The sequence below is a fragment of the Sulfidibacter corallicola genome, assembly GCF_017498545.1.
Classification (GTDB): domain Bacteria; phylum Acidobacteriota; class Holophagae; order Acanthopleuribacterales; family Acanthopleuribacteraceae; genus Sulfidibacter; species Sulfidibacter corallicola.
Genome location: NZ_CP071793.1, coordinates 2,167,719 through 2,193,114, shown reverse-complemented (window position 1 = coordinate 2,193,114; position 25,396 = coordinate 2,167,719). Strand labels below are relative to the sequence as shown.

Below are 25,396 nucleotides of genomic sequence, written 5' to 3'. Positions count from 1 at the left end.
CCAAAGTTCCCGCATCGTGGGAGGGGCGTCGTGGCAGTAGGTTGGCCCGCTGGAGACTGTGTGAAAACGCGGTTCGTGTTTATAGTTTTCAGGTTAGTTAGATTGGTTTTAAGGCACTTATGCGATGCGACCAAGCCGGATTGAGTCCATTTGCGACGTTTTCACACAGTCTCCGCTGGGCCGACATTTCGAAGCGATCCCCCTTCCCAGATTCGATTGGGAAAAGAGCAAAGGACCTTCGCGTTGTCAGTTACCTGACATTTTTCGCCTTGGTATGTGTGGCGACTTGAGCGGCCCTGCCCGCCGAAAATCCTGAAGCCCAATGCTTCGATGGTTCTACTCCGGCCATAGGCTCCGCTCTTTAACCCTTCCAATCTTCGAAACCTGACTACCTTCGAAATGTCGGTCGAGCCCCCTGGGCGGGCCCGGCACCTACTGCAGCGCCGACCCTCGAAGAATGCGGGAACTTCTCGAATGGATCACTTCGTTTTCTCCACGGACATGGGAGTGGTCGCTATTTGCGTTCGAGGGCCAACCCGATGCCCAGGGCGACCAGTACGGCACCGCTGAATCCCTCGAGCCAGCGACGTACGCCGGACCGGACGAACCAGGCGCGCATCTTACCGAGGAACACCGCGACCAACGACAGCCAGGCGACGCCCATGACGAAGTGGATCGTAGTCAGTACCATCGACTTGAGAATGACCGGATCACCGGGCGAAAGGAATTGCGGCAGAAAGGCCAGGTAGAAGATCGCCACTTTGGGGTTGAGCACGTTGGAAAACAGGCCTTCGCGGAATCCGGTCCAATCGCTCTTGCGGCGAAGTGCCGGATCGGTGTCCACCTCCATCTCGTCGAGGTCGTCGTCGCGATTTCGCGCCACGGCCCAGAGCGATTGGGCTCCCAGGAAAATGAGGTAGAGCGCACCGATCATCTTCACCCACGCGAAGGCCGTGGCGGAATGGAGCAAGAGGAGGGAGAGCCCCGCCGCGGACAGGAGGGCGTGAACGAAGAGCCCGCAGCAGATGCCGACCGTGATCCAGAGCCCCGCTTTGGCGCCCCGTGCCAAGACCCCGCGGATGACCAGGAGGGTATCCGCTCCCGGCGTAATCGTCAGTATCGCCGCAACCGCGATAAATGCCAGAACCTGTTGATCGAAAACCATGGGTCAGCCTCTCTGCGCGTAACGGTTCCCAATCCGGCTCGACCGTCGACCCGAATCAGCCGGAGATGGTAGAGGCATCTAAAGTAACATCTGATCAGCGCAAGTGCGACCGAGTATCTTCGTTCAAATCCTCCAAATCCGTGCTCCTGTTCACGCGTCCACCCATGATCAAAGTCCCGTCTTACCGAGCAACCCCCGCAACTCGTCCAGCATGCGGTCAATCGATACCGGGCTGTCTTCTTCCTCCAGGTCGGGCTGGGGTGGAGGATCGCGGCGGGTATAGTTGCCGCACAAAATATCCAGATAGGTTCCTTCGGTGACCCATTTCAGCATGTGACCGGCGCGCCAGACGGGGAAGGGATGGGTTGTGTCGGCCATTTGGATGGTGGCGTAGACGCGATTGAGAATGTGCTCTTCCTGCATGCGCGTCGCTTCCTCGGCCTGGATCAGGAATTGTTCGGTGTTCAACAGGTCGCGGGTATAGTCGCAACCGGCCGCGAAGCGCATCTCGCACCGCACGAAACTGTCGAAATCCCGTTGAACCAGCATTTGGGCGCGATCTGCGGTCAACTCGCTACAACGGTTCCAGTAAAGCAGGGCCTGATAGATCGTGAGCATGGCGGCCTCGCGAAAGGGGATCAGGCTGCCCACCAGGCGATCGGCCAACTCCAGCAGCAGATACAGCGCGGTGCGGTAGAGCTGGTGACCCGCGTGGATGTGGCCCAGCTCGTGACCGATCACGCCGAGGATTTGGCGCTCGTCGAGCACGTCCAGCATGGCCGTCGTCAGGACGATGAACGGGTCGTCGACCCCGATGGCGAAGGCGTTGGGCCTGGGGTCGTGCATCACGAAGAGCTCCGGCGTGGTTTCCAGATCGAGCACGCGCGAACCGTGAAGCACCATGTCGTGTAACGGTTTCAGGTGCTCGGGATGGGTCTTGACCGCGGTTTGGACGAACAGCATGCGCATGCGTCGCTCGGAAAGCTCGCGGAGAATGAAGCGAAGAACGGTGTTCACGCCCGGTACGCGACGCAACATGTCGAGTGCACTGCGGTCCAACGGATGTTCGTAGGCGGTCGACGTCAAATGGGGGAAGGGGGCGTCTGGATCCAGGAAAAAGGGTTTGCTGCAACCGCCGCAACGCACTTTGTTCACTCGTGAAGCGATATCGAGCGGGCGCAGGCGATTCTGCGCGCCGCAGTGACGACAGGGGAAAACGCGGGGCTCGGCATGGTCGACCAAGAAACACCTCCGGCGACTTGAATGATCTTTCGCGAAAATGGGGCTGACTTTCGTGGGCATGCTGCCGCGTCGGGCGGCATGCTGGGCGGGTAACGATGGTGACGGGCTCTATGGAACCATTGCGCATCCTGGGTCCCGATGGGGCCAAATGGATTTCGGGGCTTCATCCGCCGGTGGATGCGCCGCGCGCTTCGTCCGGAGGATTCAGGCTTCCAGGGATTCGTCGGCCTCGTCGGTGGGCACCAGGGGTTCGGGTTCCTCTTCGCGATACAAGTCCTCGACCAACTTCCCGTAGCGTTCGATGACCACGCGGCGCACGACCTTCAGGCTGGGCGTCAGCTCTCCCGTTTCCACCTTGAGCGAATGAGGCAGCATTTGGAACTTCCTGACGCGTTCGTAAAAGGCGAAATTTTCCGAATGGGTGGCGATTTCGGCTTCGATCGTGTCGCGAAACGCCTGGTTTCCGACCAGGACCTGGGGATTGGTGGACCAGCCGCGCTCGGGAGCCCACTCGCCGATACTTTCCCAGGCGGGGACGATGATGGCCGCGATAAAGGGGCGTTGATCGCCGATGATCACGGCGCGCTCGATCAGGGGACTCAGGACGATGGCCTTTTCCAGCGGCTGGGGCGCGATGTTCTTGCCGCCGGAAGTGATGATCAGGTCCTTCTTTCGGTCGGTGATGCGCAGGCAGCCCTCGGCGTCGATGACGCCGATGTCGCCGGTGTGCAGCCAACCGTCCATCAACGTTTCCCGGGTGGCCTCCTGGTCGCGGTAGTAGCCTGGCATCACGTTGGGACCGCGCGCGAGGATTTCGCCGTCCTCGGCGATCCTGATTTCGACTTCGGGGATCGGCGGGCCCACGGTGCCCGGGCGATTCTTGTCGGGCCGGTTGATCGTCAGGACGGGGGCGGCCTCGGTCAAGCCGTACCCTTCGATGACCTTGAACCCGATACCCAAAAACAGCTCGGTGACCTTGCGCGGCAGGGGCGCGCCACCGGAGACCATGAGCTTCAACCGGCCGCCGGTCTTCTCGTGAATCTTGGAAAAGACCATCCTGTCGGCGACCCGGTACTTTCGGGAGAGCCAGGAAGGGAGTTGCGCTCCGTTGATCAGGTAGGGGAGGGCCTCGCGACCCACGCCGAGCGCCATGTTGGCCATGTTGCGTTTGAGGAAACCGGCGGTGTTGATGCCGCGCAACACCCGGGCATAGAGCTTTTCGAATACCCGCGGTACCGAAATGAGCACCGTCGGCCGAACCGCCTCCATGTCTTCGACCAGGGTTTGGATGGTGGGTGTGTAGGCGATCGTGACGCCGCGGTAGAGCATGGTGTAGTACCCGGCCATGCGTTCCAGCACGTGGCTCAGCGGCAGGTGGCTCAGGCAAATGTCTTCCGGGCCGAAGTTCATGAACGGTTCGCAACTCCTGATGTTGGCGATCATGTTGCCGTGGGTCAGCATGACGCCCTTCTGATCGCCTTGGGTGCCGCTGGTGTACACGATGGTCAGCAAATCTTCCGGTTTCTTGCTCTGCCACCGGGCGACCATTTCGTGTTCGTTGTCGTGACGGCTGCCCTCGATTTCCACCTCGGGCAGGTGGTGGACCCCTTCCGGCAGGTCTGCCCCATCCATGGAAATCACGAACCGCAGGTTGGGCAGTTGCTCGCGCAGCGAGAGCGCCTGTTCGGCCAGGGACGCATCGGCCACGACGACACCCACACAATGGGCGTGATCCAAGATCGCACCGATTTTTGCCGGGCCCAGGGTCGGGTAGACCGGGACGACCACGCCGCCGCCGCAGATGATCGCCAGGTCGGCGATGGCCCACTCCCAGCGCGTCGGCGCCAGGATCGCCACGTGCTCGCCCACCTCGAGCCCCAGCGCGATCAGGCCGCGCGCGAAATGGTCCACCCGCTGGCGAAAGAAGCGGTGGGAAAAAGGCGCGTATTCGCCGTCCTGCTTGACGAGCACCGCTTCACGCTTGTCGAATTGCTGGCAAGCGTCAAAAAACAACTGGGGAATGCTTTGCGGCTGCATAAGGGAATCTCCAGCGCGAAGGGGAAGGGGCATAAGGCGGGTTTACGGGAAGCGATGGCGTGACGGTATATCGATCGGGCGGCTCGCGTCGCGGTGAGGTGATGGGCGGAACCGCTTCGGGAACCGTCGGAAGTTCGGGCCTGCCGTTTGCGGACGGGGAAGGTCGGAAGTGGGTTCGTTGAGTTGCGGGAATCTGACCTAAGCCTACCTAAACTTGGGAGTTCATTTCAACAGACGGTTGACGGTGCGGCGGTTCTTCGGGGTCGGGCAGCCACTTTTCGGGCGGAGATTCCTCGATGTGCGCCGGTCCGGTGTTCTGGACTGTCGGACCGGTCTGGGATGGACGACTATCCGGGGTCCGGCCTACCGGGGTCCGGCCCTCCGGGGTCCGGCCTACCGGGGTCCGGCCGTTCTCGGTCCGGTTGTGTGATGTTCTCATCTGTCGAAGGGAGGCGTCGTGCGGGGGCGTTTGGGGCAAGTGGGTGCGGCGACCAGATCGGCTCGGTTCGCCCACGCTACCGAATTCGAAACGCGAATCCAGTCGGAAGCCCGACGAGACATCTCGGTTGGAGAGGATGGGCCAACCGTTTTCGAAATCGGGAAGCCCTCGATTTCAGTGATCCTCGCGCCACGGTTGGTCGTTGCGCAGGTAGAAACCATTCGTGAATTTATCGAAATACACGTCCACCAGCGGATGAATCACTTCCGCGCCCGAGTAGTCGGGGATCAGGCTGGTCTGGGCGGCGTAGGTGGTCACGTTGGAGCCGTGAACCAGGACGTGGTACCAGGGTTGGTTCTTGTCCGGTTGGGTTTTGTTGGCTCGGTACCAGGCTTCGTCGGCCTGACAGCGCTCGTCGTATTCGACCACGACGCCTCGATACCCGTAGCGACCGTGGCGCACCAGTTGCCCGCGCCGGAACTGGGGGTTCGAGGACACGCGCGGGCAGGACATGAAAAAGGCCCGCGGCATTTGATTCAACTCTTCCAGGAGATTCTGCATGGTCTGGCCCCGCGCCAGGTTGCCCGACTTGCTGTAGGCGTTGATCAGGTTGCGCAGCACCCGCTGGGCGATTTGGCCGGCCGAGGGCGGATTCGACAGCAATTCGTGGATATCGATGTTGGGCATCAGGGTGAGCGCCGAAATTTCCTGGCCACTGAGGATCTTGCCGTTGTTGAAGCAGTCGAACAACATCAGGTTCCCGTTGACGGTGGCCTTGGCGAGGAAGTGGCGCGGCAAGTTGAATCCCTCCACGATCAGGTCGAGGCGATGGGCGGCCAGGATGAAGACACAGACCAAACTGATCGGCAAGCCGCGTCCGTTTTGGATGACCCAGGACAGGTTGCCGTGGAGCGGGTTGTAGTAATCGGTCTGAGCGCCCCGAAGCCGGCCCTCCGCAAACAGGAATTGGTTGAGTTCCATGACGTTGCGAGTGCGACCCGTATTGCGGAAACAGCGGGCCAGGTAGTCGAGTTGGTGGGAAAGCGGCGGCAACGGCTGGGGTGTCTCCTGGATTTGGGCGAAATAACCCAGGACCGCTTCCAGTTGGGCGTTGGGGTCCTCTAGTTGGGCCCACTCGTGCCAGGCCCCGCGCAACGCCATCGATTTATGGCGGTTCAACAGCTCGTGTAGGAGGTATTGCTGCTCCGGACTCAGGTCGGGGCTGCTCGCGGCCGCGAGGGTCGGCAGATGGTCGCCGAAGCCCAGCAACTCCTGGCGCACCATTTCACGAACACCCTCGGACTCCGCATCGAGCAGTTTGACGAGTTGCTCGAATTTCTTGAGTTGCTCCGCATCCGGATGGAATTGAGCGGTATCCGTCGCCTGGGGCGAACTGTTGTGACCGAAGTCATAAAGAGACAAGGACATACTCCGAGAGGCGTACTGCGCGTGGGAAAGGTCGCGCCCATTATAGCCGTTGTGGTTTTTGGAGGGGGAATCCGGAACCGTACAAATTACGGCGTTGCCGTGTATGACGACGGGAACATGGTCTTTTTGAGAAGGATTCCGATGCGAGGGGTTGGTTTTTACTCGAGGTTTCGGGCCCAAAGGCGGTCGAAACAGCCGCCGCGCGAAACACAGGGAATCTACCCCATTCGGGTCTCGCTTGGAAAGGAGAAAGCCGAGGAGGTTTCCTTCATCTCGCCGGTTTGCTGAAGACCAGCAGCGGAAAGCTGAGCGTTCGTCTTGGATGGGTCATGATGAACATCGGTTGCTGTTTTCATTCACTAAATATTTAGTGGTCGAAAGTGCGCCGCGGTGCAAGTGAAACCTTTTTTTCAAAAAATGCCGTACCGTGGTCCCAAGGCTTGACCGGAAATGAAAATTGCTGAGATTGAAGCTCTTGCAGTAAGAATCCCCTTTTCAAGTTTGTCCCATTTGGGTCGATATGATAAAACGTACTCACTCTTGCTAATTCATCAAAATCTCAATCCCGAACCTGACAACCGGACAGAAACTCGGATTCGGTGACGTGCCTCCGAATCGATTGGGGGAGACTCGGGTTTGTTCTGCCAGAGTCCGCGGTATCCCGGTATCAGGAGCCCAATGCCAACCGCAAGCGATTTTGCCGAGCCAATCGACTCGTGAAAGGTGGAAGCAACCATGCGCGACAAGCTGAAGAACATATTGCAGGCGTCGGCGGTGGCCAACCAGACCGACCAAGTTCTGTCCTTTTTCGAATATCTGGACCTGGTGACTCAAAAACCCTGGATCAGTCGCGACACCTTCCAGTTGTTGCACGACATGATTCTCAGCGGAGGTGTCGAGCACTCGCTTTCGCCCGGCAAACCGGTCAAGCATCGCTACGGCTTTTTCGAGGACGCCACCGCCGTGGGGCCCTTCATCGTCTTCGGCCAACAGAAGGCCAAGGAAAACCTCGTCGAGAAAATCGACAACGCCAGCCGCGGTTTGGAATCCTCCAAGCGCCTGTGGATTTTGTTGGGTCCGCCGGGCTCGGCCAAATCGCGCAGCATGGACGGCATCAAGACGGCCCTGAACCTCTACAGCCGGTTGGAAGCGGGCTTGACCTACAGCCTGCTGCTGCCCACGGTGGACGAGCGCCTGCGCGACCGCATGGTGTTCGAGGAAGCCGGGGTCTACTACGTGCAGGCGCCGATTTTCGAACGCCCGCTCCAGGTGATGCCGGAATACGCTCGTGGGCCCATGTGCGAGGAACTGAACGCCAATTTGAATCGGGACAACCTGGAAGTCTTTCTCGAGAAACACCCCCACTACGACAGCCAGTTCGAAGTGAAGATCAACGGTCGCATCTCGCCGTTCGCGCGCTACGTCCTCGACGAATTCATGGCGGCCAAGGACCTGGATTTCAACGGTGTCCTGGATTATCTGAAAGTGAAGCGCATGATTTTCGATGCGCGTACCAAGACGGGGATCGGCTCCTACACGCCGCGTGACGAAAAGAGCCAGGAAGCGGGTTCGCTGGTGGGCAACATAGACTACAGCCTGTTGCCGCGATTTGGCAGTGAATCCCATCCCCTGGTCCACGACTACAAGGGCGAGCTGTGTGCCGGCGCCAACGGATTCGTCGAAATCCACGAAATCCTCAAGCTTTCCGACAAGTTCCTCTACGAGTTGCTCTTCGCGACCCAGGACCGGTTCTTCAAGCCGGAGGGGCAGCCGCCGATTCCCTTCAACGGCGTCATCATCGGCCACACCAACTTCCACGAATTCAACATGTTCATGAGCAACGAGAGTTTCGAGGCGCTGCGCTCGCGCACCACCTTCATCGAAATGCCGCTCAGCGTGAATTTCAAGGACGAGGAGAAGATCTACAGCTTCACCTATTCCAACGACAACCGTCGTTGGCTGAAGGACCGCAAGCACATGTGCCACGTGGCGCCCCACAGCCTGGAGTTCCTGAGCCTGACCGCCTCCATGTCGCGGCTCTACGAATCCAAGCAGAATCCCAACCTGTCGTTGCTGCAGAAGTCCCTGATCTATGCCGGCCGGGCCGATTCCGGGGTGGACAACAACATGGCCAAGATGATTCTCGAGGAGTTCGAGTTCGTCAAACCCACCGAAGGGACCTTCGGCCTGGATCCGCGCTTCATCCAGAACGTGTTCGAAAAAACCGAGCACTTCCAGATCAACGAATACGCGGCAAACATCCAGAAACTCCGCGAAGAGAGCGGTGAACACGCCTTGTTGACTTCGATCGCACTGGAGAACCCGTGCACCACGCCGCTCGACCTGGCCGTGGTCATGGAGCGCTCCATCAAGGAGAACTTCGCCAACAACAAGGTCAAGTTGAGCCACTACGCCGAGAAGATCCTGCCCCAGGCCAAGAACTGGATCTTCGGGCAAATCGCCAGCGACGTCTACAGTGCCATCCTGCGCGACGATTCGATCGTCGAGACCACCTGGAAGAAATACACCGATCACGTGCGGGCCTACGCCCACAACACCACCGTCAAACACGAGGTGACCCAGGCCGATGTGAAGCCCGACGAAAAGTTCATGCAGACCATCGAGCAGTATCTGGGCATTCCCGACAAGGAAGTCTTCCGCAAGGAACTCTCGGACGCCATTTCCAGCGTGAGCTACACGGTCTTGTTGAAAGACGAACCCAGCTACCAGAACGCGATCAAGAAATACGTGTTCGAAAACGAGTTCAAGTCGGGTGAGAACATGAAGCTGTTGGGCTGGATCAAGAGCGGCACCAGTGCGGCCAACGTCAACAGCAAGGAACAGGAGCAGCTCAACGACACCATCAAGTACCTCATGGATACGCGTGGCTATTGCGGCAAATGTGCGTTCCAGGCGCTGACCATCACCGCCAACGCTTCGAGTATCGTTGTCTGACCCACAGGGCCGGCGGCGTGGGCGTTCCGGATCCGTCCGGCCCGCGCCGACCGCGACCGAAACGGCCCGAGCCCGGGCCATTGCGTACGCCCGCCGCGCCACGCGGCATCGAGGAGGCCGGGGATGACCTTGCAATCGATACCCTTCGACAACGACCGCATCAATTCCGACGAATCGGAAGGGGCGTTCAACGAATTCATCGAAGACCAGCTCAGTGATTTGATCGAAGGCATTCTCACCGATGGCGACCTGACCGAATTCGGGGAACGCGGCAGCGACTTGATCGTCGAGCTCGACGATATCCAGCCGCCGTCGTTCGTCTACGGCGACGATGGTCGCGGCGGCGGCAGCGGCGGCAGCGGTCCCGGTAGTGGCGGCGGCAAGATGAGTTTCAGCCTGCCTTTCGACAAGTTGATGGAGTTGATCGCCGAGCGCCTGGAGTTGCCCGACCTCAAAAAGGAAGGTCGCGGCAAGATCAAGCAGGTGTCCTATACCTTCAAGACCTTCGGTCAGTTGGGCATCATCCTCGACAAGAAACGCACGTTCAAGCGGGTCCTCAAGACCTCGATCGCCACCGGTTCCTATCAACCGCAAGAGGGCATCTACGAACTCCAGTTTCGTCGCCGCGATCGGCGCTACAAGCTGCCGCAACGGGTCGAGCGACCCAAGTACAAGGCCGTCGTGTTCTACATGGGCGACATTTCCTATTCGACCTACGGCGAGCGGTTGGAACTGGAGAAGCGCCTGGTGAAATTCATCCACAACTGGTTGGACTACAACTACGGGCCCAAGGCCGTCGAACATCGCTTCTTCGTGCACGATTCCGAGGCCTACGAGGTCATGCCGGAAGATTTCTATCGAGTGGCCAATGCCGGCGGCACCCGTGCCTCCATTGTCTTCGACCTGGTGGCGCGCATCGCCGTCAACGAATACGACCCCACGACCACCAACTTCTACGGTTTCTACTTCGGCGACGGTGAACTGTTCGCCGACGACGCCAAGGAAATCGTGACCATCGTCGAAGAGCAGATGGTGCCCATTTTCAATCGGCTCGGCGTGGTCGAGGTCCAGCCCAGCCGTTCCTCCCACCTGAACACCAAGATCAGCAATCGCTTTCGCCGCGACAAGATCGTGCGGCTGGGTGAATTGAAACACAAGAAAGACACCATCGAAGTCATCAAGAAACTGTTCGGGGAGCGCAATTGAGCATCCGGTGAATGCCCTCGGTGCCCTCATTCGCCCGCCTCGTCGAATCCATCCCGCCCTCACCCTCCGACACCCAAACGAAGGCCTCCAGACCACCACTCGCACGGCCCGAGCCCTATTCGGAAGCGGTCGCGCGATCTCCCGTCAACGCGAACCCGAGACCATCGATTTCGCTTGTCGCCGAATCGAGACCCCCGAAACGGAGATGGCACCATGAGGATGATTCACACCGACGAGGTTCTCAACCACCTCAAGGATCGAGTACTGTACTTCGGCGAAGAGTTCGGGATGACCCTGCCGGAAGTTCGCTTCTACATACTCGACGGCCTGGAGTTCGCCTCGCTCCTGGAAAAAAGGGTCTATCCGGCCAGTCCTTCCAACATTTGGGAAGGCAAGCGCATGGTCAGCAAGAAATACCGGATTTCCGAGGGCATGGAATCGAGTCTGTATTACGAGGTCGTCCAAACCGGAAATCCCAGCTATGCCTACCTCAACAACACCAACTCGCCCATGATGCAGGCCTCGGTCATGGCCCACGTGCTGGGACACTGCGAATTCAGCGAACTCAACGTGCTGCGCGATTCCAACCCGGATCGGACCGAGTTCGTCATGTTCCTGGTCAAGAAGGTCAACCTGGGTCGCCACCAGATGGGCGAAAAAAGCTTCATCAGCTACTGGAACGCGGCCGAATCGGCCCTGCCGATGATGGCGCCCAATTCCCAGTACAACGTGGGTCGCGCCGTGGAATCCGACACGGTCACCGGCACCGGCACCAAAAAGCGCGTCGAAGAGGCGCCGGTGACGCCCTCGTTCTACACCCCGCTCTCCTCGACCTTGGACGCGTTGTTGCGACCGCGCAACGACGCCAATCCCTACGAGCGGGAAATGAAAACCAAGCTCCGCCAGGAAACCCTGTCGCGCCGCGGTTTCCGCTTGCGTTGCCCCTGTCAGGACGTGTTCGCCTTTTTGCGGTATTACGCACCCACGACCAACGCAGAACGCTCCGTGTTGGACTATCTCTACACCATTCACGCCCCTTCCGATTTCGTCGTGCGTACCCAGATCATGAACGAAGGGTGGGCCATGTATTGGGAAAAGAAGATCATGCTGGAGCTGTTCAAGGAACGGGCCTGCACCGGTATCATCGACTATTCCAAGGTCTTTTCCGGGGTCTGCTATCCCAGGCCCTACTACATGCGCAATCCCTATCATTTGGGGTTCCACATGTGGTGTCACGTGGAGGAACTCTACCGAGACGGCAAGGTGTCGCTGGATTACCACGAGGAAAAGGACCAAAAGGCCAAGGATGCTTGGAAACGCGAATCCGGCACCCAGCCCATCGACGCCATGCGCCATCTGGTACGCACGGTGACCGATTACGAATATCTGCGGCGTTTCCTCACGCCCGAATTGATCCACCAATTCCATTTGAATCGCGTACCCCAGCGCGATGTGGCGCGGTTGGGCATTTCCAAGCGCGACGTGATCCAGGAAGATCGCTATTGGGTCTGGCTCAACCCCGAGCCCATCAAGAAGGAAATGCTCAAATTCTTCACGCACTTCTACCGCCCGCGCATCTATGTCATCGACGCCGATTTCGAAGACGGCGGGCTGCTGCTGTTCCACCGCGACGATGGTCGACGCCTCAAGGCCAATTGGATCCAGCCCACCCTTAAGAACCTGAACATGATCTGGAAGGGCGGGATCTCGCTGGTTTCGAAGAACACGCTCTACGGATATACCGGTGGCCGCTATCGCGAGATGCGCATTCCCGAGGTCGATTTCGAGGTCGTCGTGGATCGCATGCGGGACGGAAAAAAGCCGCTGGTGCTCGATTAGCCGTGGCTCCCGCGAAGGAGCGGCGCCCAGGTTTTGTCTCCCCAGGACGTGCATTTGTAGGCATGTCACTTGCTTCTAGATACCTATCAGCTCTCGAACAGGTACTTCAACCCTTCCGGAACCGCTCGGCGGCACGCTGTGGAAAGCGGCCCTCGAGCGGCAAATCCCAATTCCGTGCGAACCGAAAGCCTCACTCGGTTTCTCTCTTTTTTAATCCAGAATCCCACACGCTTCGATATGTAATCATAAGAAAGCGATCGACCTTGTCAGGGAACATCATTCCGGTGCCTCGTTCCTAACAGAAACAAACCGGGGGGTATGGATGACCGATTTCGACTTCAAAAGCGTTCTGGGTTACACCCGCAACCGAACCCTGCGCTTCTCAAACTTCGTGGAGGAAGTCATTCGTCGGCCCCACGATTTTTTGCAGACTTCATCGACCTTGTTGGCCAAGGCCATCGAGTACTTCGGTTTCGATATCGTCGTTCGTGCCGGAGAACCCATCATCAGTTACCGCATTTTTCACGACATCTTCAACAAGGGCACCAACGCCGTATTCGGTCAGGAAGCGGCGATCAAACACTTGGTGTCGGCGATCGATTCCGCGGGTAAGGAGACCGGCCCCAACCGCGGCCTGGTCCTGGTCGGCCCGCCCGCCTCGGGCAAGACCAACATCATCGACCTCATCACCGAAGCCCTGGAAGAGTACACCAAGCGCAAGTCGGTCAAGCTCTATTCGTTTTTCTTCGAGTTCCGCGGCCAGACCGGGAACCGCAGTCTCGAGGTGTGGAGCAGCTTCTTCCACAATCCCCTGCTGCTCTTCCCCACCGTGCTCTCCAAGGGCGACACGGTGACCCGTCCTCGCCAGGAACTGTTGGAACACATCAAGGAAACCCACAAGGGCAAGGTGGTCATTCCCACCTACTACCACAACGCCTGCCTCGACAAGTGCAGCCTCGACATCATGGAAGGGCTGCTGCAGAACCCCCTCAATCGGGGGAAGAGCCTGTACGACATTTTGGAAGAGTACGTGCGCATCGAGGAAATCGTGTTTTCCAACGGCCAGGCCACCGGCATCGCCAACATCGACGACATGAAGCAGTTGAACGTGCGCATGCGGCGCCGCGACATCAGCGCCGAGGACAAGAGCATTCTCGATCAACACCTGCCCGGCGGCGACATCTACCAGTACACCGGCGCCATCGTCAGTTCCAATCGTGGCCTCCTGCACATCCACGACGCCTTCGGCACCGACAACTCCAGCGAAAGCGATTACAAACCGCTGTTGATGTTGCTGGGCAGCGGCAAGGTGTCGGTGGAGTCGACCCAGGCTTCGGTGGACGGCACCGTGGTCATGACCACCAACCTCGAGGAAATGGCGCTGCTCGAGAAACAGCTCACCTCTTCCAAGCTGTTGGATCGGATCGAAAAGGTTCCGGTCAATTACCTGCTCGACGCCAATTCCGAAATGGACATTCTCAAGCGCGACATGGCGATCATGGAATCCAATTACGAGGTCGATCCCAACCTCCTGCGGATCGCCGCCTACTATGCGGTGATGACCCGGCTGCTGCCGCCCACCCGCAAGAAGTTCCTTTCCAACTGGAGCCAACGCAAGCAGATGCTCTACAACGACATCACCGTCGAGAAAAAATTGTTTCTGTACGCCTGTCAGTCGGAAGATCCACTGGCGACCATCCAGAAGCTGCCCCATTGGCACCCGTTCCGCAACGAGGCGCTCAAGCTCAGTCTCAACCTCTACGATCCCGAATCGCTGGAGAAACTGATCAGCCGGCACCCGGACGCCGTCTCGCTGGGCGAATCACGGCTCTTCTCCAACGAGGAACTGGCACTGATCGACGACGAGTTCATGCGCGAGCTGTTCCGCGAGCATTATCCCTACGAAGGCAGGGAGGGCATTTCGGTTCGGCAGCTCCAGAACATCATGCGCAACACGATCTCCAATTCCGATGGGCGCAAGGTGCACGTCGGTACCTTCCTCAGCCAGTTGAAACGCATGATCAAGGAAGGGGCGGAACTGCATCACTGGATGTCGATCGATCACAAGTACAAGAAAGAACGCAAGGCGGTGCCCAGCCGCAAGATCGGCAGGTTCCGACTGGGCGCCGGGGAAGGCGACTACGGAGACTTCAGCGGCTTGGTGAAGGTCGTGCAGTCGCTGTACTTCATGATCATCGACCAGGAGATCACCGAGGCCACGGTGGACCGCGATCCCACCGAAATCGAAGCCGACCTGCGGCGTTACCTGCAATACGTCCTGCTGGCCAACGCCATCGAAAACAAGGCGTTCGCGCACATCATGGTACCCAAGTTCGCCTTCATCCACCCCAATTCCGGGGAGAAGGTGGATGCGCCCGATCTTCACTACATGGCCTCGCTGGAAAAGGTCATCGCACCCGACCGTGACCCGGGACATTTTCGGCGCGAAATCGCCCAGAAGTTCCTGACCATGCAGAGCAACGGCGAGATTCTGATCGAAGACGGCAAGAACGTCCTCAGTTCCCGCAACGACAACGTCATCGTCTGCTTTCACGATCTTTACGCCAAATTGCTCTCCCATCGGCGTACGGTGGAAGGCATCAACGCCGAACTGCTGCGCGATGCCTTCTTCCAGAAGAAGAACAACTACAGCTACTACAAGACCTACTCCGTGGAGATTCGGAATTTGGTGGAGACCATTCTCGAGAACATGGTCAAACGGTTCGGTTATCCGGATGCGATCGCCTTGGACACCGTGGTGTTCGCGCTGCGAAAGCAGATCATCGATTTCAGCGAAATGATTTCCTGAGTGGTCCGGCACGGGGGGAAGTGGCCTTTGGGGTCAACTGGCTTCCCCCTTCGCGACGGGTTATGATGGGTGGCTCATTCCCGGAAGGAGTCGTCCCTTGCCCCCCGAAGAACACTCGTTTGGAAGTCAACTCACCGCCTGGTACCGTCGTTTTCAGCGCAAGCTGCCCTGGCGCGAAACCAGGGACCCCTACGCCATTCTCGTCTCCGAACTGATGCTGCAGCAGACCCAGGTCAAGACCGTCATTCCTTATTTTCGGCGATTCCTGGTAGCTTTTCCCGACCCGGCCGCCCTGGCCGCCGCGGAAGAAGCGTCGGTGCTCAAGCTTTGGCAGGGCCTGGGATATTACCGCCGCGCTCGCTATCTCCAAAAAGCGGCCAAGGCGATCGTGGCCGACCACGGTGGCCGATTTCCTTCCACGAAGGCCGAAATCGACGCCCTGCCGGGGGTGGGGCCCTACACCAGCGCGGCCGTGGCCAGTATCGCCTTCGGGTTGCCCTTCGCCTGTGTGGACGGCAACGTGATTCGGGTGATCAGCCGGATCGCGGCCATCGACGAGGACGTGGGTCGCGCCGCCGTGAAGAAACGGATCCAGGAAACCGCCCAGGCTCTGCTGTCCGGTCATGAACCGGGAGATTTCAATCAGGCCGTGATGGAACTGGGGGCGACCATCTGTACGCCGCGGTCCCCCTCTTGCCTCGCATGCCCGGTGTCGGACCACTGTTCGGTGGTGCAACGGGGGTTGATGGCCGAGGCGTTCCCGGTCAAGACCAAACGGGTTCAGCCCTCCAAGGTCGATTTCGAGAGCCTGTTCGTGTTTGTCGCCGGTGAATCGCCGCTGTTTCTGATGGGACGTCGACCCGATTCGGGGCTCATGGCTTCGATGTGGGAGCTGCCGACCCGAGTCCGGGACGAGGGCCGGCCCTGGCCGGAGTGGTTCCACGGTGAGCTGCAATATCTGGGACGGCTCGAAGAGCCCGTCGTCCACCGTTTCACCCATCTTCACGCCACCTATCGACTTTCTCTGTTCCAGGCCGCCCATCCGTTTGATTGGCGGATCGCTCCCGACGGCTATGCCGACACTCGTTGGGTTTCCGCCGACGATCTCGCTCAAATCCCGGTGACCAAGGTCTTCCAGAAGGCGATGCCGAAAATACAAGCGTTTTTGAATCGAAAGGAGCAGCCATGCCCGAGCGAAACCTCGACCTTACCTGGCGTGTGAGTTATGAACTGGAGGGCGACGATTCCGGCGAGATTTTGATTCTGCTCCACGGCTTCGGCCAGCGTGGTGCGGTGATCCAAACCAAACTGCAGCCCTTTCTGAAAAACATGGAGGCGATGCGGATCGCGCCCGATGCACCTTTTCCGATACCCGAAAAAACCGCAGGCGGATTTCGCCTGGGGTTCACCTGGTACTTCTTCGATCCCAAAACGGGGATCTACCACGTGGACATGCAGCAGGCGGTCACCCAAGTGTCCGCCCTGGTTCGCGCGATGGATTGGTGGCACCGGCCCAAACGTGTCATCGGCTATTCTCAGGGAGGGTATCTCGCGCCGTTCGTAGGACTTGCCCTTGAAAGAGTGACCCAGGTGATCGGGATCAATTGCCGCTTTAGAGCCGAATCCCTGACTGGCAAGTTGCCCTTTCGGTTGGATGCCGTACACGGTGCGCGCGACCTGATGGTCGATCCGAAGCGGGCGGCTTCCTGTCACGGGGAGATCCTCGAACGGGGAAATGAAGGTGAATTTCACCTGGTCGAAGGGGCTGGTCATGGCATCGGTGACGATATTGGGAGGGCTGTTGAGAGGCAGATACTCAACTTTTCGATATAAGTCGATGCATTTTTTTGCAGATGGTGCCGGTAAATTACCGTGAGAGTTGCGTGTCGGCACCTTTAATTTTTTCGTTAGTCGAAAAATATCAGGCACTTTGCTTGTGGCACAGCTTCTGCTTTTTGGAACGGCAGGAGACTTCACCATGGAAATAGGCCACACTTCACGTGGTAATGCGCATGAAACCGTTTGGACCGCTTTTGGACGAACGTTCGCCGCCTCGGCGTGCCCAAATCCAATTGCGACCTTCGGTCGTGGCCTCGATTTAAAGTCATTGGCCCTCGTGGTCGATGACCCCAATGTCCTGGCTCTCCGGAGCCGTGTTTTCTCTTCCTATCGCCCTATAAAAAGCTCCATATCGTCCTTTACTCCCGCCACCCTCTATCGGGTTTTGGCTGCGGTTTGTACCGCTATGTTTCCGATCTTCGCGCTCGAGGCCTATGTCACCCCGGTGCGCGATCGGATCGCTATGCCTATCTGGAATCCATCCTCGCAACCCAGCATCTCAAAGAGGAATCCTTCGCCACCAGTTTACTGGTAACGGTTTTTAACCTTTGACCGGGATCGGATTGGCCCATCCAAACCGAAACGCCCCGGTTTTCAAACCGATTGAGAAGAAGTTCATGTTCCAGAGTCAGCACAAGCCAAACAGCCCGGGGCGTCGTGGCCCTCACAACCTGTCCGCATACCCGTCTCGTTCCCCCTGATCGAGTTCGGTTTACGCGGCCGCTTTGTTTTTGACCGGTTCAGGCCGGTTCGGGTTGTCAGGTATTGGGGAGGAGTTCATGTCTGGAGTTCCATCGCCTGAAACATCGTTTCGAGGGTCCGTTCATGGGTCTCGTCACCTGTGTGACGTTTTGGAGACGCATCCGTCTTCCTTCACGTTCGAGTCCGAATTTCGGCATCGGTCGACCCGTCGATCGCGATCCACTTCTCGGCGCTTTCACAAGCCCGAACGAGCTTTTCCAAGGGAAAGGAGAGAAATCATGGCAGCACGTCGTCAAGGATTCAGCCTGACCGAATTGATGGCCTCCCTGGTCATTTCCGTAGCGGTTTTGGGGGGGGTCATGTTCTCCTTCCAGCGGATCAATCAAGTTTCGAGGGATGCCTCGCGAGGAACCGATGTCACCATGGCGAATCGGGGACTGTACATCCAACTGGAAGCGGATTTTTCCAATGCCGGTTTGGGGTTCAACGACCTGAACGCCTATAACATCCGCTACAACTTCAGGGACGGTTTCGTCGCGGAGACCAACCTGCCCAGGTATTTCTACGGCATTGCGGATCACGACATCGACGCCGCTTCCGGTCATCACACCGTCGTGGTTCAGTATTTCGATTACGATTTGGCGGGCGGCTCGCAGACCACCACCCCCACCTATATCTTTGCCTTGACCGACGAGACCGCCACCAGCTTCCCCGCTGACGGGGTTTTCACCGATGCCAACCTGATCGGACAGGAAGACGCGATCGGCCAACTGGAAGTCGGCGACATTCTCCTCATCTACAAGAACGAGGTTCGCCAGAACGCCACGGTCTACAAGGATACCGACGAGGGCAATCAGCCCGCCGTTTGGAACGTGTTCGAGGTCGGCGGCGGATCGGAGCCCAAGAACACCGCCATCATTCTCGAAGTGACCGCCGTCGGCGGTGTGGAAGATGGCCGGGATCCGTTCTCCACCCTCAAAATGGTCACGGTCAATTTCGACAACCCCACCGCCGAATCCATCTTCGACAACGACCTGCAGGCTGACGGCCTGCTGATGGATTACACCTTCCCCTCCGCCGGTGACGTGCAGAACAACTACAACAACGGCCCGTTGGCCAATGTGTTCTACGCCCGCAAGATGGGCAATCGGGACAATTTCCACCGTGTGCGGTATTCGGTCGACACCACGGGTACCTTCCCGACGCTGCTTCGCTTCCACAATGCCGACGGTCCCGAGGTGATCTCCACCAACATCACCGATTTCCAGGTCTTGATGGGCTTCGACATCCAGCCGGGCATCGTTCCCGACAGCGTCATGCGCGGCGACATGGACGGGTTGGTATCCATGATCGAACCCGCCATATGGTCCGAGGACTTCAACGATTTTCAGACCAGCTACGAGGATTACCTGACGTTGGTGGGTCGCCACGCCATGGCCGCCGACGTGACCGTGAGCGCCGAATCGACGACCATGCTCCTGACGACCAAGGAAAGGGCCAAGCGCAGCTTCCAGCAGCGATTCCGCGTCAACAACAATTTGCCAACCCCTTTTTATTGAATTGCAGGAGGTGAGTCATGATGTCACGTGTTTCCCGTCATCGCCAGCCTGGCGCCACTTTGGTTCTGGTCATGTTGACCCTGCTCATCTTCCTGGGCATGACCATGAGTATGTTTTTCGAATCCCGATCGGTCTCCATTCAGACCTCGGGTATCAAACTCTCGCGCATGCACAACATGGCCGCACTCAGCGCCATTCAACGTGAAAAGGTGGAGATCGGCTCCTATTGGCAGGACGATACGCGGTTTTCGGATCTGTTGGGGCAAGCCTGGCCCGAAAGCGCCGACGGCTACGGCAAATTGTTCGCCTCGGGTTCGGTGACCATGAATGCCGGCGCCATGGATCTCGTGTACAACGTCTACGTGAAGAACAACGCGGACGACCTGGCCGTGATCATGAGCGGCATGCAGGGATACGGCAAGACCTACGACCAGTGGGTCGACACCGACGGATGGATCATCATGACCGCGGAGATCTTCAACAGCTACGACACTTCATCGCCCGTTGCCGTTCAGTCCGCGATCATCGCGCCCACCGGCGAAGAGACCGTGGAACACGCCGAATTGTCGGTGACCGAACAGAACATGGACCGCCAGGGGACTGGTTCCATCGATTCGTTCGATTCGCAACTCGATCTGGGCAAGTTCCAGTGATTGGGGCCCGTGCCCCACGGCATGGCCCGGTTGCGAAATCCAGCGAAATGCAAAGCCCCTGAGACAAACCTGTACCATCAAGCAGCCCAGTACGGGAGGTAGACAGTGCGAGACTTGACCCGATTGACAATGTCGAAAATGTCGAATGTGTTGATCCTGATGGCCCTCATCGGCCTGGGGATGCCGGTCCATGCGCAGACGGAAGGCGATCAGAGTTGTACCGAGCAAACGAAGACATACAACAACAACGGTTTCGAGGAAGACGACTTCCTCAGTGCCGACGGCGGCATCCTCGTCGATAACGAGATTCGCCTCGATACCGATCGCGAACTGGACCTGGAGAACCTGGTACTGGGTCTCGATCAGCCCTTCTTCGTGGATTACCTGTCGGAAGGTGCCGGTGCCAGCCACCTGTTCGGTTTCTTCTTCTTCGACCTCGACACCGACAAGGACGGGATTCCCGACTTTTACGAAACCGAACCGGGCGATGACCTGGATGGCGACGGAATCTTGAATCAGGACGATACCGACGACGACAACGACGGGATCCCCGATGGATCCGACACGCAGCCCGCGGGCGTGACCAACAGCATGCCGGCCTCTTATTTCCGCAACGGGACGGTCGCCGCGGACAACGGCGTACATGCCGGCGATTACTGGCAGTTCGTTCCCAACAACCTTCTCGAGAGCGGCGACGACTACGACGGCTTTTTCGAGCATCCCGGGGCCTACCTCTACGTCGACAACGACAACAACGAAATCCCCGACATGATGCAGTACGTGACCGGCGCCAACGAAATTCCGCCCTACGTGGTGGACCGCGACTGGCTCACCGAGGATTACCTGGGCACCAGCACCCCGGGTTTCCTGGGTAACTTCTTCTACAGCGGGACGCCTGGCGGTGTCACCAACGACAAGTTTCACTGGATCGGTTCCACCGTTTTCTACATCGCCGACGACGATGGCGGCAGCGGACAGACGAGCAACTACAACAACAACCCCTATCGCGTGAGTGGCAGCAACCTCTACAGCGATATCTCGGGAAGCACCGACGCCAACCCGGACTACTATATTTATGGAACGTCCGACCCCAGCAGCGACGCGATTCCCAGCATCTTGAAAGAAGACGACGGCTCTCCCATCATCGACGGTCGGGGCGTCGCCCAATGGCGCTATCGTTGGTACAGCAGTAACATCTCCGGCTCGCGCGAGTTGGTGTTCTTCCTGGTCGTGTTCTGGGGCAGTGGCGGTTCCAACGTCAACACCTACTACTCCAAGTCCGGTTTCAACCGCGACAATCCGCCGGGCAGCCCCAACCGTCAGGGTGCGACCACCGGCGATCACTTCGGTGGTTCCAATTCGTTCAACAACTGGTACCCCAGCTATCGCAGTACCGGCGATCACAACACTTTGGCTCAAGCGGTCTACGGCCAGAACTGGAGCAGCATCGCCACCGCACCCACCGACGGCACCTCGCCCGTGGCCCACAACCCCGCCAACCAGGATTGGGTCGACGAATGGGAGAACTGGCGCCAGGATCGCCGCATCATCCAGTACCGCGCCCTGCGTGATTGGTTCAACGCGACCGCGGTCGATGCCAACGACGTCATCAACGGCCGCTACGGTATCGATATGTCGGCCGAGGGTGACAGCTCGCTGATCCGCGCCTTCAACAACCAGATGGTTCACCTGATGGTCGGTGCGCCCTCCGAAACCAAGAACGCCTGGTTGCTGGGTTGGGAGGATTTGTTCTCCGGCGGCGACCGCGACTTTGAAGACGTCGTGTTCTACGTCAAACGCGAAGCGGGCGGTCAGCTCCAATCGCTGAACGTGGTCGACAACGACAGTCAGGCCTTCGACGATTTCTCGTTGACCCAGGTCTCTTTCGAGTTTGTCGACAACTTCACCGAGGATCTCTGGGGCCAGGATGGCCGCTACGTCAACTACTATTACCGGTTGGCTGCCAACGACGAGTGGATCCCCCTGTTGGGCGGCCAACACCAGCGTGATCCCGATCTTTTCCAGCCCGGTTCCGGTGGAGCCACCACGGAGGACAACGGACGCATCACCCGTTCGATCACCATCGAAGTCCAGGATAAGAAGCAGGAAATCTACTGGAAGGTCGAGATGGCCACCGACAACGTGGATACCGTCAAACCCAAGGTGTTCGAGGCCGAAATCAGCTACCAGACCTTGGTTCACGACTTCTACTACAACTCGGCGGTCATTCCCAACTCCAACATCCGCTACGTTCCCGCGTTTCAAACACCGGATCTGGATTGGGAGATCTTCAACAAGAACCGCGGCCACCTCTACGCGGTGCAGACCTTCAATCACGGCAACCCCTTGACGCCCGTAACCATCGACGTCAATCCCGAGAACACACCGGAAGCCCAGCCCGGGGAGCCTTTCAAGTGGGACGCCGGGGTCACCATGAAAAACGATCTGGATACCGGTAACGAACGGAAAATCTACACCTACTTAACCGGCGCCGTATCCAACGGACTGAGCAACCAACTGACCCAGATCGAGATGACGCGTTCCTCCACGACCGACGATCTGGTCGAGGCCTTCGACCTGACCGACGAAAAACAGGACAATATCTGGGTGAACAATTTCCACGAGCCCGATGCGGTGGACCAGGACAAGATTTCCGCGTCCATTTGGCTGCAGAACTGGATCCACGGCTACAGTGATCCTTTGGTGGCCGATGGCGCGGTTCAGGCGGCCGGTCCCACCAAGGAGTGGCTGCTGGGCGGTATCAACCGGGCCTCGGTCCAGGTTGTCCGTGCCCCCGGTCTCGCGCCGTTCGTGTTCGGGTCCGATGTGGATCCGTCCATCAAGCGGTCCTACGTGGATTTCATCACCACCGATTTCCAACTCAACCTGCCGACTCGGCTGCTGATCGGCAGTGAAGCCGGTTTGGTGCACATGTTCGACGCCGGCTCCTGGGTGGGCCGCCGTCGCAACGAAACCGACATCTGGGCCGACGGTCACTACCTCAACGACAATTTCGGTACCGGCTCCGAGGTGTGGTCCTATTTGCCGGGCCACCTGCTCGAAGACGTCAAATTCAACTACACCGGCGCCAATACGGTGACCGCCAAGGTCGATGCCACGGCGATTTCGGCCGTCATCCAAAACGGCGACGATTGGACACGGGTGGCCTTCGTGTCCCAGGGCTTCAAGGGCGGAACCGAAACGGTCAGCGGCAACGATCTCACCGGTAACGCCATTTTCGCCCTGGATATCACCGATCCCGACAATCCCACGCCACTCTGGGAGCGCGTCGACAGCAACACTCAGGACATGATCAACCCGCCGAGCATCGGTTGGGTCGAAACCTCCGGCGGCACCTCTTGGATGGTGGCCTACAGCAGTGGTGCCACACCGGTTACCGGCCAGGCACCCGCCTACTTCATGGTCGATGCCTTGACCGGGCAGGTGGACAATACCATTTCCCGGACGGTCGGCACCGCGGGATCCTCCAATGTCATGGTGGGCACGCCCGCCTTGCTCGATACCGACACCAACGGGTACATCGACCATGTGGTCGGAGCCACTTCCGAGGGCATTCTGTTCGTCACCGATTTGAAGAACGGCGGCTCCTTCTCGTCTCGGTCCGTGACCGGCGCGCGCTTCTTCCACACGCCCAACGTTCGCTTGGTGGACGGCAAACTGCAGATGTTCATCATTTCCAGCGATCACCCCTTCGTGTACGACGAAAGTTTCTATGCGTCATCCAATTTCACCAATACCCTCTACGGATTTGAATTCGATCCGGAGTCCGGTCAATGGTCCGACCTGGGCACCTTCGATTTCCCGACACGCCACAAGCCCTTTGCGCGGCCCGCCCTGGTGGGCAGCCAATTGGTCGTGGGTACCTCGACCGGCGATACGCTCAGCATCTGCGATGTGGATCCCGCCGATCCCGGCCGCCTGATGCTGATCGATACCGGTCTGTTGGGTGCCGGCGAGGAATTGCAGGACGAGGTCAGCCTGGGGGCACCGATCGCCGGTTCGATCATGGTCTACGGTCGTGAAATCCATGCCCATGTCAACAATATCCGCAGCGACAACCCGGCGGGCAGTCCCTTCCAGGAGGTCCAGACCGACGCGGATGGCAATGCGGCTCTGGAATTCAACCCTCCGGTACGCCGAACCATCGCCACGGTGTTCGGAACCCTGGGTTGGCAGAACAACCTCTTGCGGAACCTGTCGCTGGACACGGAGTGATTCCGGTGACGGATCACACCGAATGAGGCCAATTCGGGAGGCTCGCTTTTTTACCCATGGATATGCGTGGTAAAAGAGTGAGCCTTTCTCGGGTTGGTCGGGCTGATTCGGGAAGCTCCACCTAATCAGGGGCTTACGAAAAGTGCAAGGCCTTGGATCGCTCGCTCGCGGAAGATGGGTTAGGGAAGATCCGTCGGATCTTCTCACCAAATGTCGCGAAGGAACCGTCAAAACCCGGGATTCGGGTTACACTAAATAATCGAGTGTCACCTCACCCTTCACCTTTTCCGACCCTCGCCTTCAAGAGTGGCTTCTTGAACCTGGCATCGCCCAAAAGCCCCAACCGGTTTGGCTTCATGCATTCTCGACACACATACATGAGAGCGAAAAGGAGCACCTGGGAATGAAATCCTCGAACAACATCCACACTTCGAATCCGACACGCACCTGCTTTTGGTTGATGGTCTTTTTCATGGCTTTCGCCGTGCCTTCGTTCGCACAGAACGTGGTGTATCCGGTACCCAAGCGGGCGCCTAAATTCGGCACCTCTTCGCGTGACTTTGGACCGAGACCCGGATCCCGTGCGCCTGAAAATGCGCCGGACAAAACGTTCCGTCGGGTGTATTCCACCCCCGCCACCCTGCGACTGTTCGTGCGCGCCAAATGTGGCGAGCGGATCGGCCGCAAGGAACTGATCGACAAAGCCAAGAACAGCACGTTGGAGAGCGGGCCCGTCGTTCAGATCGATTGGACGGATGATATTCGCGACCAGAACGTGGAGTTCTGGCTGGTGACCTATCAGAAAAGGGAAGTGGTGCAATTGAACCTTACCGCTCAGGACGGTAAGTACACGGTGAAGAGCAAGAACGAAACAAAACGAGAATCCTGGGATGTCGAGAAGGTCATCTTCACGAGTCCCCATCGAACCTGCTCCAAGCAGAAGGACCTGGACGAGCGCAAAGTTCGCCTTGCAGTCATCAATGCCTTGCAAGCGATCACCTTGCGACACTTTCGTTCCAATTCGGACGAGTGACCGAAGCGGGGTGACGGAGCGCCCCGTTCAGTGACACTCCAACTTCGATCGGTCTCCGGCGCGGATCCCAAAACGGGGGAGCCATGGTGAACCACGGACTCGAACCGATCTTCAGACGGAGGGAATGCGGATCGCCCGCCATGTCGACGGGCGCCTCGGCCAACCCTCCCTTTGCATGTCGAGAGACGCGAGACGAAGCATTGCGCGAACGGGGCCATTTCGGGCAGCTTGAATCGAAACATGGCGTGAGGTGC

General features: G+C 58.6%; 14 protein-coding genes. 10 read left to right on the top strand and 4 right to left on the bottom strand.

Translation table 11 applies throughout. The features are described from left to right. Window positions 1-514 precede the first annotated feature (514 nt). The 4 genes from J3U87_RS06425 to hspQ all read right to left on the bottom strand — a co-directional run bounded on the left by J3U87_RS06425 (window position 515) and on the right by hspQ (window position 6,305). Complete coding sequence (locus J3U87_RS06425; RefSeq protein ID WP_237382207.1) at window positions 515-1,165, bottom strand: LysE family translocator; 651 nt, start codon at window positions 1,163-1,165, stop codon at window positions 515-517. 168 nt (window positions 1,166-1,333) lie between these two features. Further along, window positions 1,334-2,407: a M48 family metallopeptidase gene (locus J3U87_RS06420; RefSeq protein ID WP_237382206.1), complete on the bottom strand. Its 1,074-nt coding sequence runs from the start codon at window positions 2,405-2,407 to the stop codon at window positions 1,334-1,336. Window positions 2,408-2,611: 204 nt separating this feature from the next. Then, entirely contained in the window at window positions 2,612-4,444 is a 1,833-nt protein-coding gene (locus J3U87_RS06415) for an AMP-dependent synthetase/ligase (RefSeq protein WP_237382205.1), read from the bottom strand. A 613-nt stretch (window positions 4,445-5,057) separates the two neighbouring features. Further along, a complete protein-coding gene (hspQ, locus tag J3U87_RS06410) occupies window positions 5,058-6,305 on the bottom strand; it encodes a heat shock protein HspQ (RefSeq protein WP_237382204.1) in 1,248 nt (415 codons plus the stop codon). Window positions 6,306-7,046: 741 nt separating this feature from the next. Here hspQ and J3U87_RS06405 point away from each other — a divergent pair. The 10 genes from J3U87_RS06405 (at window position 7,047) to J3U87_RS06360 (ending at window position 25,142) form a co-directional block, all read left to right on the top strand. Then, window positions 7,047-9,266, top strand: a complete 2,220-nt coding sequence (locus tag J3U87_RS06405) for a hypothetical protein (RefSeq protein WP_237382203.1) — start codon at window positions 7,047-7,049, stop codon at window positions 9,264-9,266. 123 nt (window positions 9,267-9,389) lie between these two features. Beyond that, entirely contained in the window at window positions 9,390-10,472 is a 1,083-nt protein-coding gene (locus J3U87_RS06400) for a DUF444 family protein (protein ID WP_237382202.1), read from the top strand. A 213-nt stretch (window positions 10,473-10,685) separates the two neighbouring features. Beyond that, window positions 10,686-12,311 carry a SpoVR family protein gene (locus J3U87_RS06395; RefSeq protein ID WP_237382201.1) on the top strand — a complete coding sequence of 542 codons (1,626 nt, stop codon included), beginning with the start codon at window positions 10,686-10,688 and terminating at the stop codon, window positions 12,309-12,311. Between the two features lie 322 nt (window positions 12,312-12,633). Continuing rightward, a complete protein-coding gene (locus J3U87_RS06390; protein WP_237382200.1) occupies window positions 12,634-15,120 on the top strand; it encodes a hypothetical protein in 2,487 nt (828 codons plus the stop codon). A gap of 97 nt (window positions 15,121-15,217) precedes the next feature. Beyond that, window positions 15,218-16,342 (top strand): A/G-specific adenine glycosylase, encoded by a 1,125-nt coding sequence (mutY, locus tag J3U87_RS06385; RefSeq protein ID WP_237382199.1) that lies wholly within the window; start codon window positions 15,218-15,220, stop codon window positions 16,340-16,342. Continuing rightward, window positions 16,306-16,953, top strand: coding sequence for an alpha/beta hydrolase (locus J3U87_RS35220; protein WP_420038258.1), 648 nt, complete (start codon window positions 16,306-16,308; stop codon window positions 16,951-16,953). The genes mutY and J3U87_RS35220 overlap by 37 nt, the downstream gene beginning before the upstream one ends. Before the next feature lie 986 nt (window positions 16,954-17,939). Next, a complete protein-coding gene (locus J3U87_RS06375) occupies window positions 17,940-19,220 on the top strand; it encodes a hypothetical protein (RefSeq protein ID WP_237382197.1) in 1,281 nt (426 codons plus the stop codon). 17 nt (window positions 19,221-19,237) lie between these two features. Beyond that, a complete protein-coding gene (locus J3U87_RS06370; RefSeq protein ID WP_237382196.1) occupies window positions 19,238-19,873 on the top strand; it encodes a hypothetical protein in 636 nt (211 codons plus the stop codon). Between the two features lie 138 nt (window positions 19,874-20,011). Further along, on the top strand, window positions 20,012-24,109 hold the full coding sequence (locus tag J3U87_RS06365) for a DUF4114 domain-containing protein (protein WP_237382195.1): 4,098 nt from the start codon (window positions 20,012-20,014) through the stop codon (window positions 24,107-24,109). A 403-nt stretch (window positions 24,110-24,512) separates the two neighbouring features. Beyond that, entirely contained in the window at window positions 24,513-25,142 is a 630-nt protein-coding gene (locus tag J3U87_RS06360; protein WP_237382194.1) for a hypothetical protein, read from the top strand. Window positions 25,143-25,396: the final 254 nt, after the last annotated feature.

Excerpts from the sequence above, each read along its gene's own strand:
- J3U87_RS06400 (WP_237382202.1), top strand. The coding sequence starts at position 9,390 with ATGACCTTGCAATCGATACCCTTCGACAACGACCGCATCAATTCCGAC.
- J3U87_RS06360 (WP_237382194.1), top strand. The coding sequence starts at position 24,513 with ATGAAATCCTCGAACAACATCCACACTTCGAATCCGACACGCACCTGC.
- J3U87_RS06405 (WP_237382203.1), top strand. The coding sequence starts at position 7,047 with ATGCGCGACAAGCTGAAGAACATATTGCAGGCGTCGGCGGTGGCCAAC.
- J3U87_RS06365 (WP_237382195.1), top strand. The coding sequence starts at position 20,012 with ATGTCGAATGTGTTGATCCTGATGGCCCTCATCGGCCTGGGGATGCCG.
- J3U87_RS06370 (WP_237382196.1), top strand. The coding sequence starts at position 19,238 with ATGATGTCACGTGTTTCCCGTCATCGCCAGCCTGGCGCCACTTTGGTT.
- J3U87_RS06415 (WP_237382205.1), bottom strand. The coding sequence starts at position 4,444 with ATGCAGCCGCAAAGCATTCCCCAGTTGTTTTTTGACGCTTGCCAGCAA.
- J3U87_RS06395 (WP_237382201.1), top strand. The coding sequence starts at position 10,686 with ATGAGGATGATTCACACCGACGAGGTTCTCAACCACCTCAAGGATCGA.
- J3U87_RS06390 (WP_237382200.1), top strand. The coding sequence starts at position 12,634 with ATGACCGATTTCGACTTCAAAAGCGTTCTGGGTTACACCCGCAACCGA.
- J3U87_RS35220 (WP_420038258.1), top strand. The coding sequence starts at position 16,306 with ATGCCCGAGCGAAACCTCGACCTTACCTGGCGTGTGAGTTATGAACTG.
- J3U87_RS06425 (WP_237382207.1), bottom strand. The coding sequence starts at position 1,165 with ATGGTTTTCGATCAACAGGTTCTGGCATTTATCGCGGTTGCGGCGATA.
- J3U87_RS06375 (WP_237382197.1), top strand. The coding sequence starts at position 17,940 with ATGGCAGCACGTCGTCAAGGATTCAGCCTGACCGAATTGATGGCCTCC.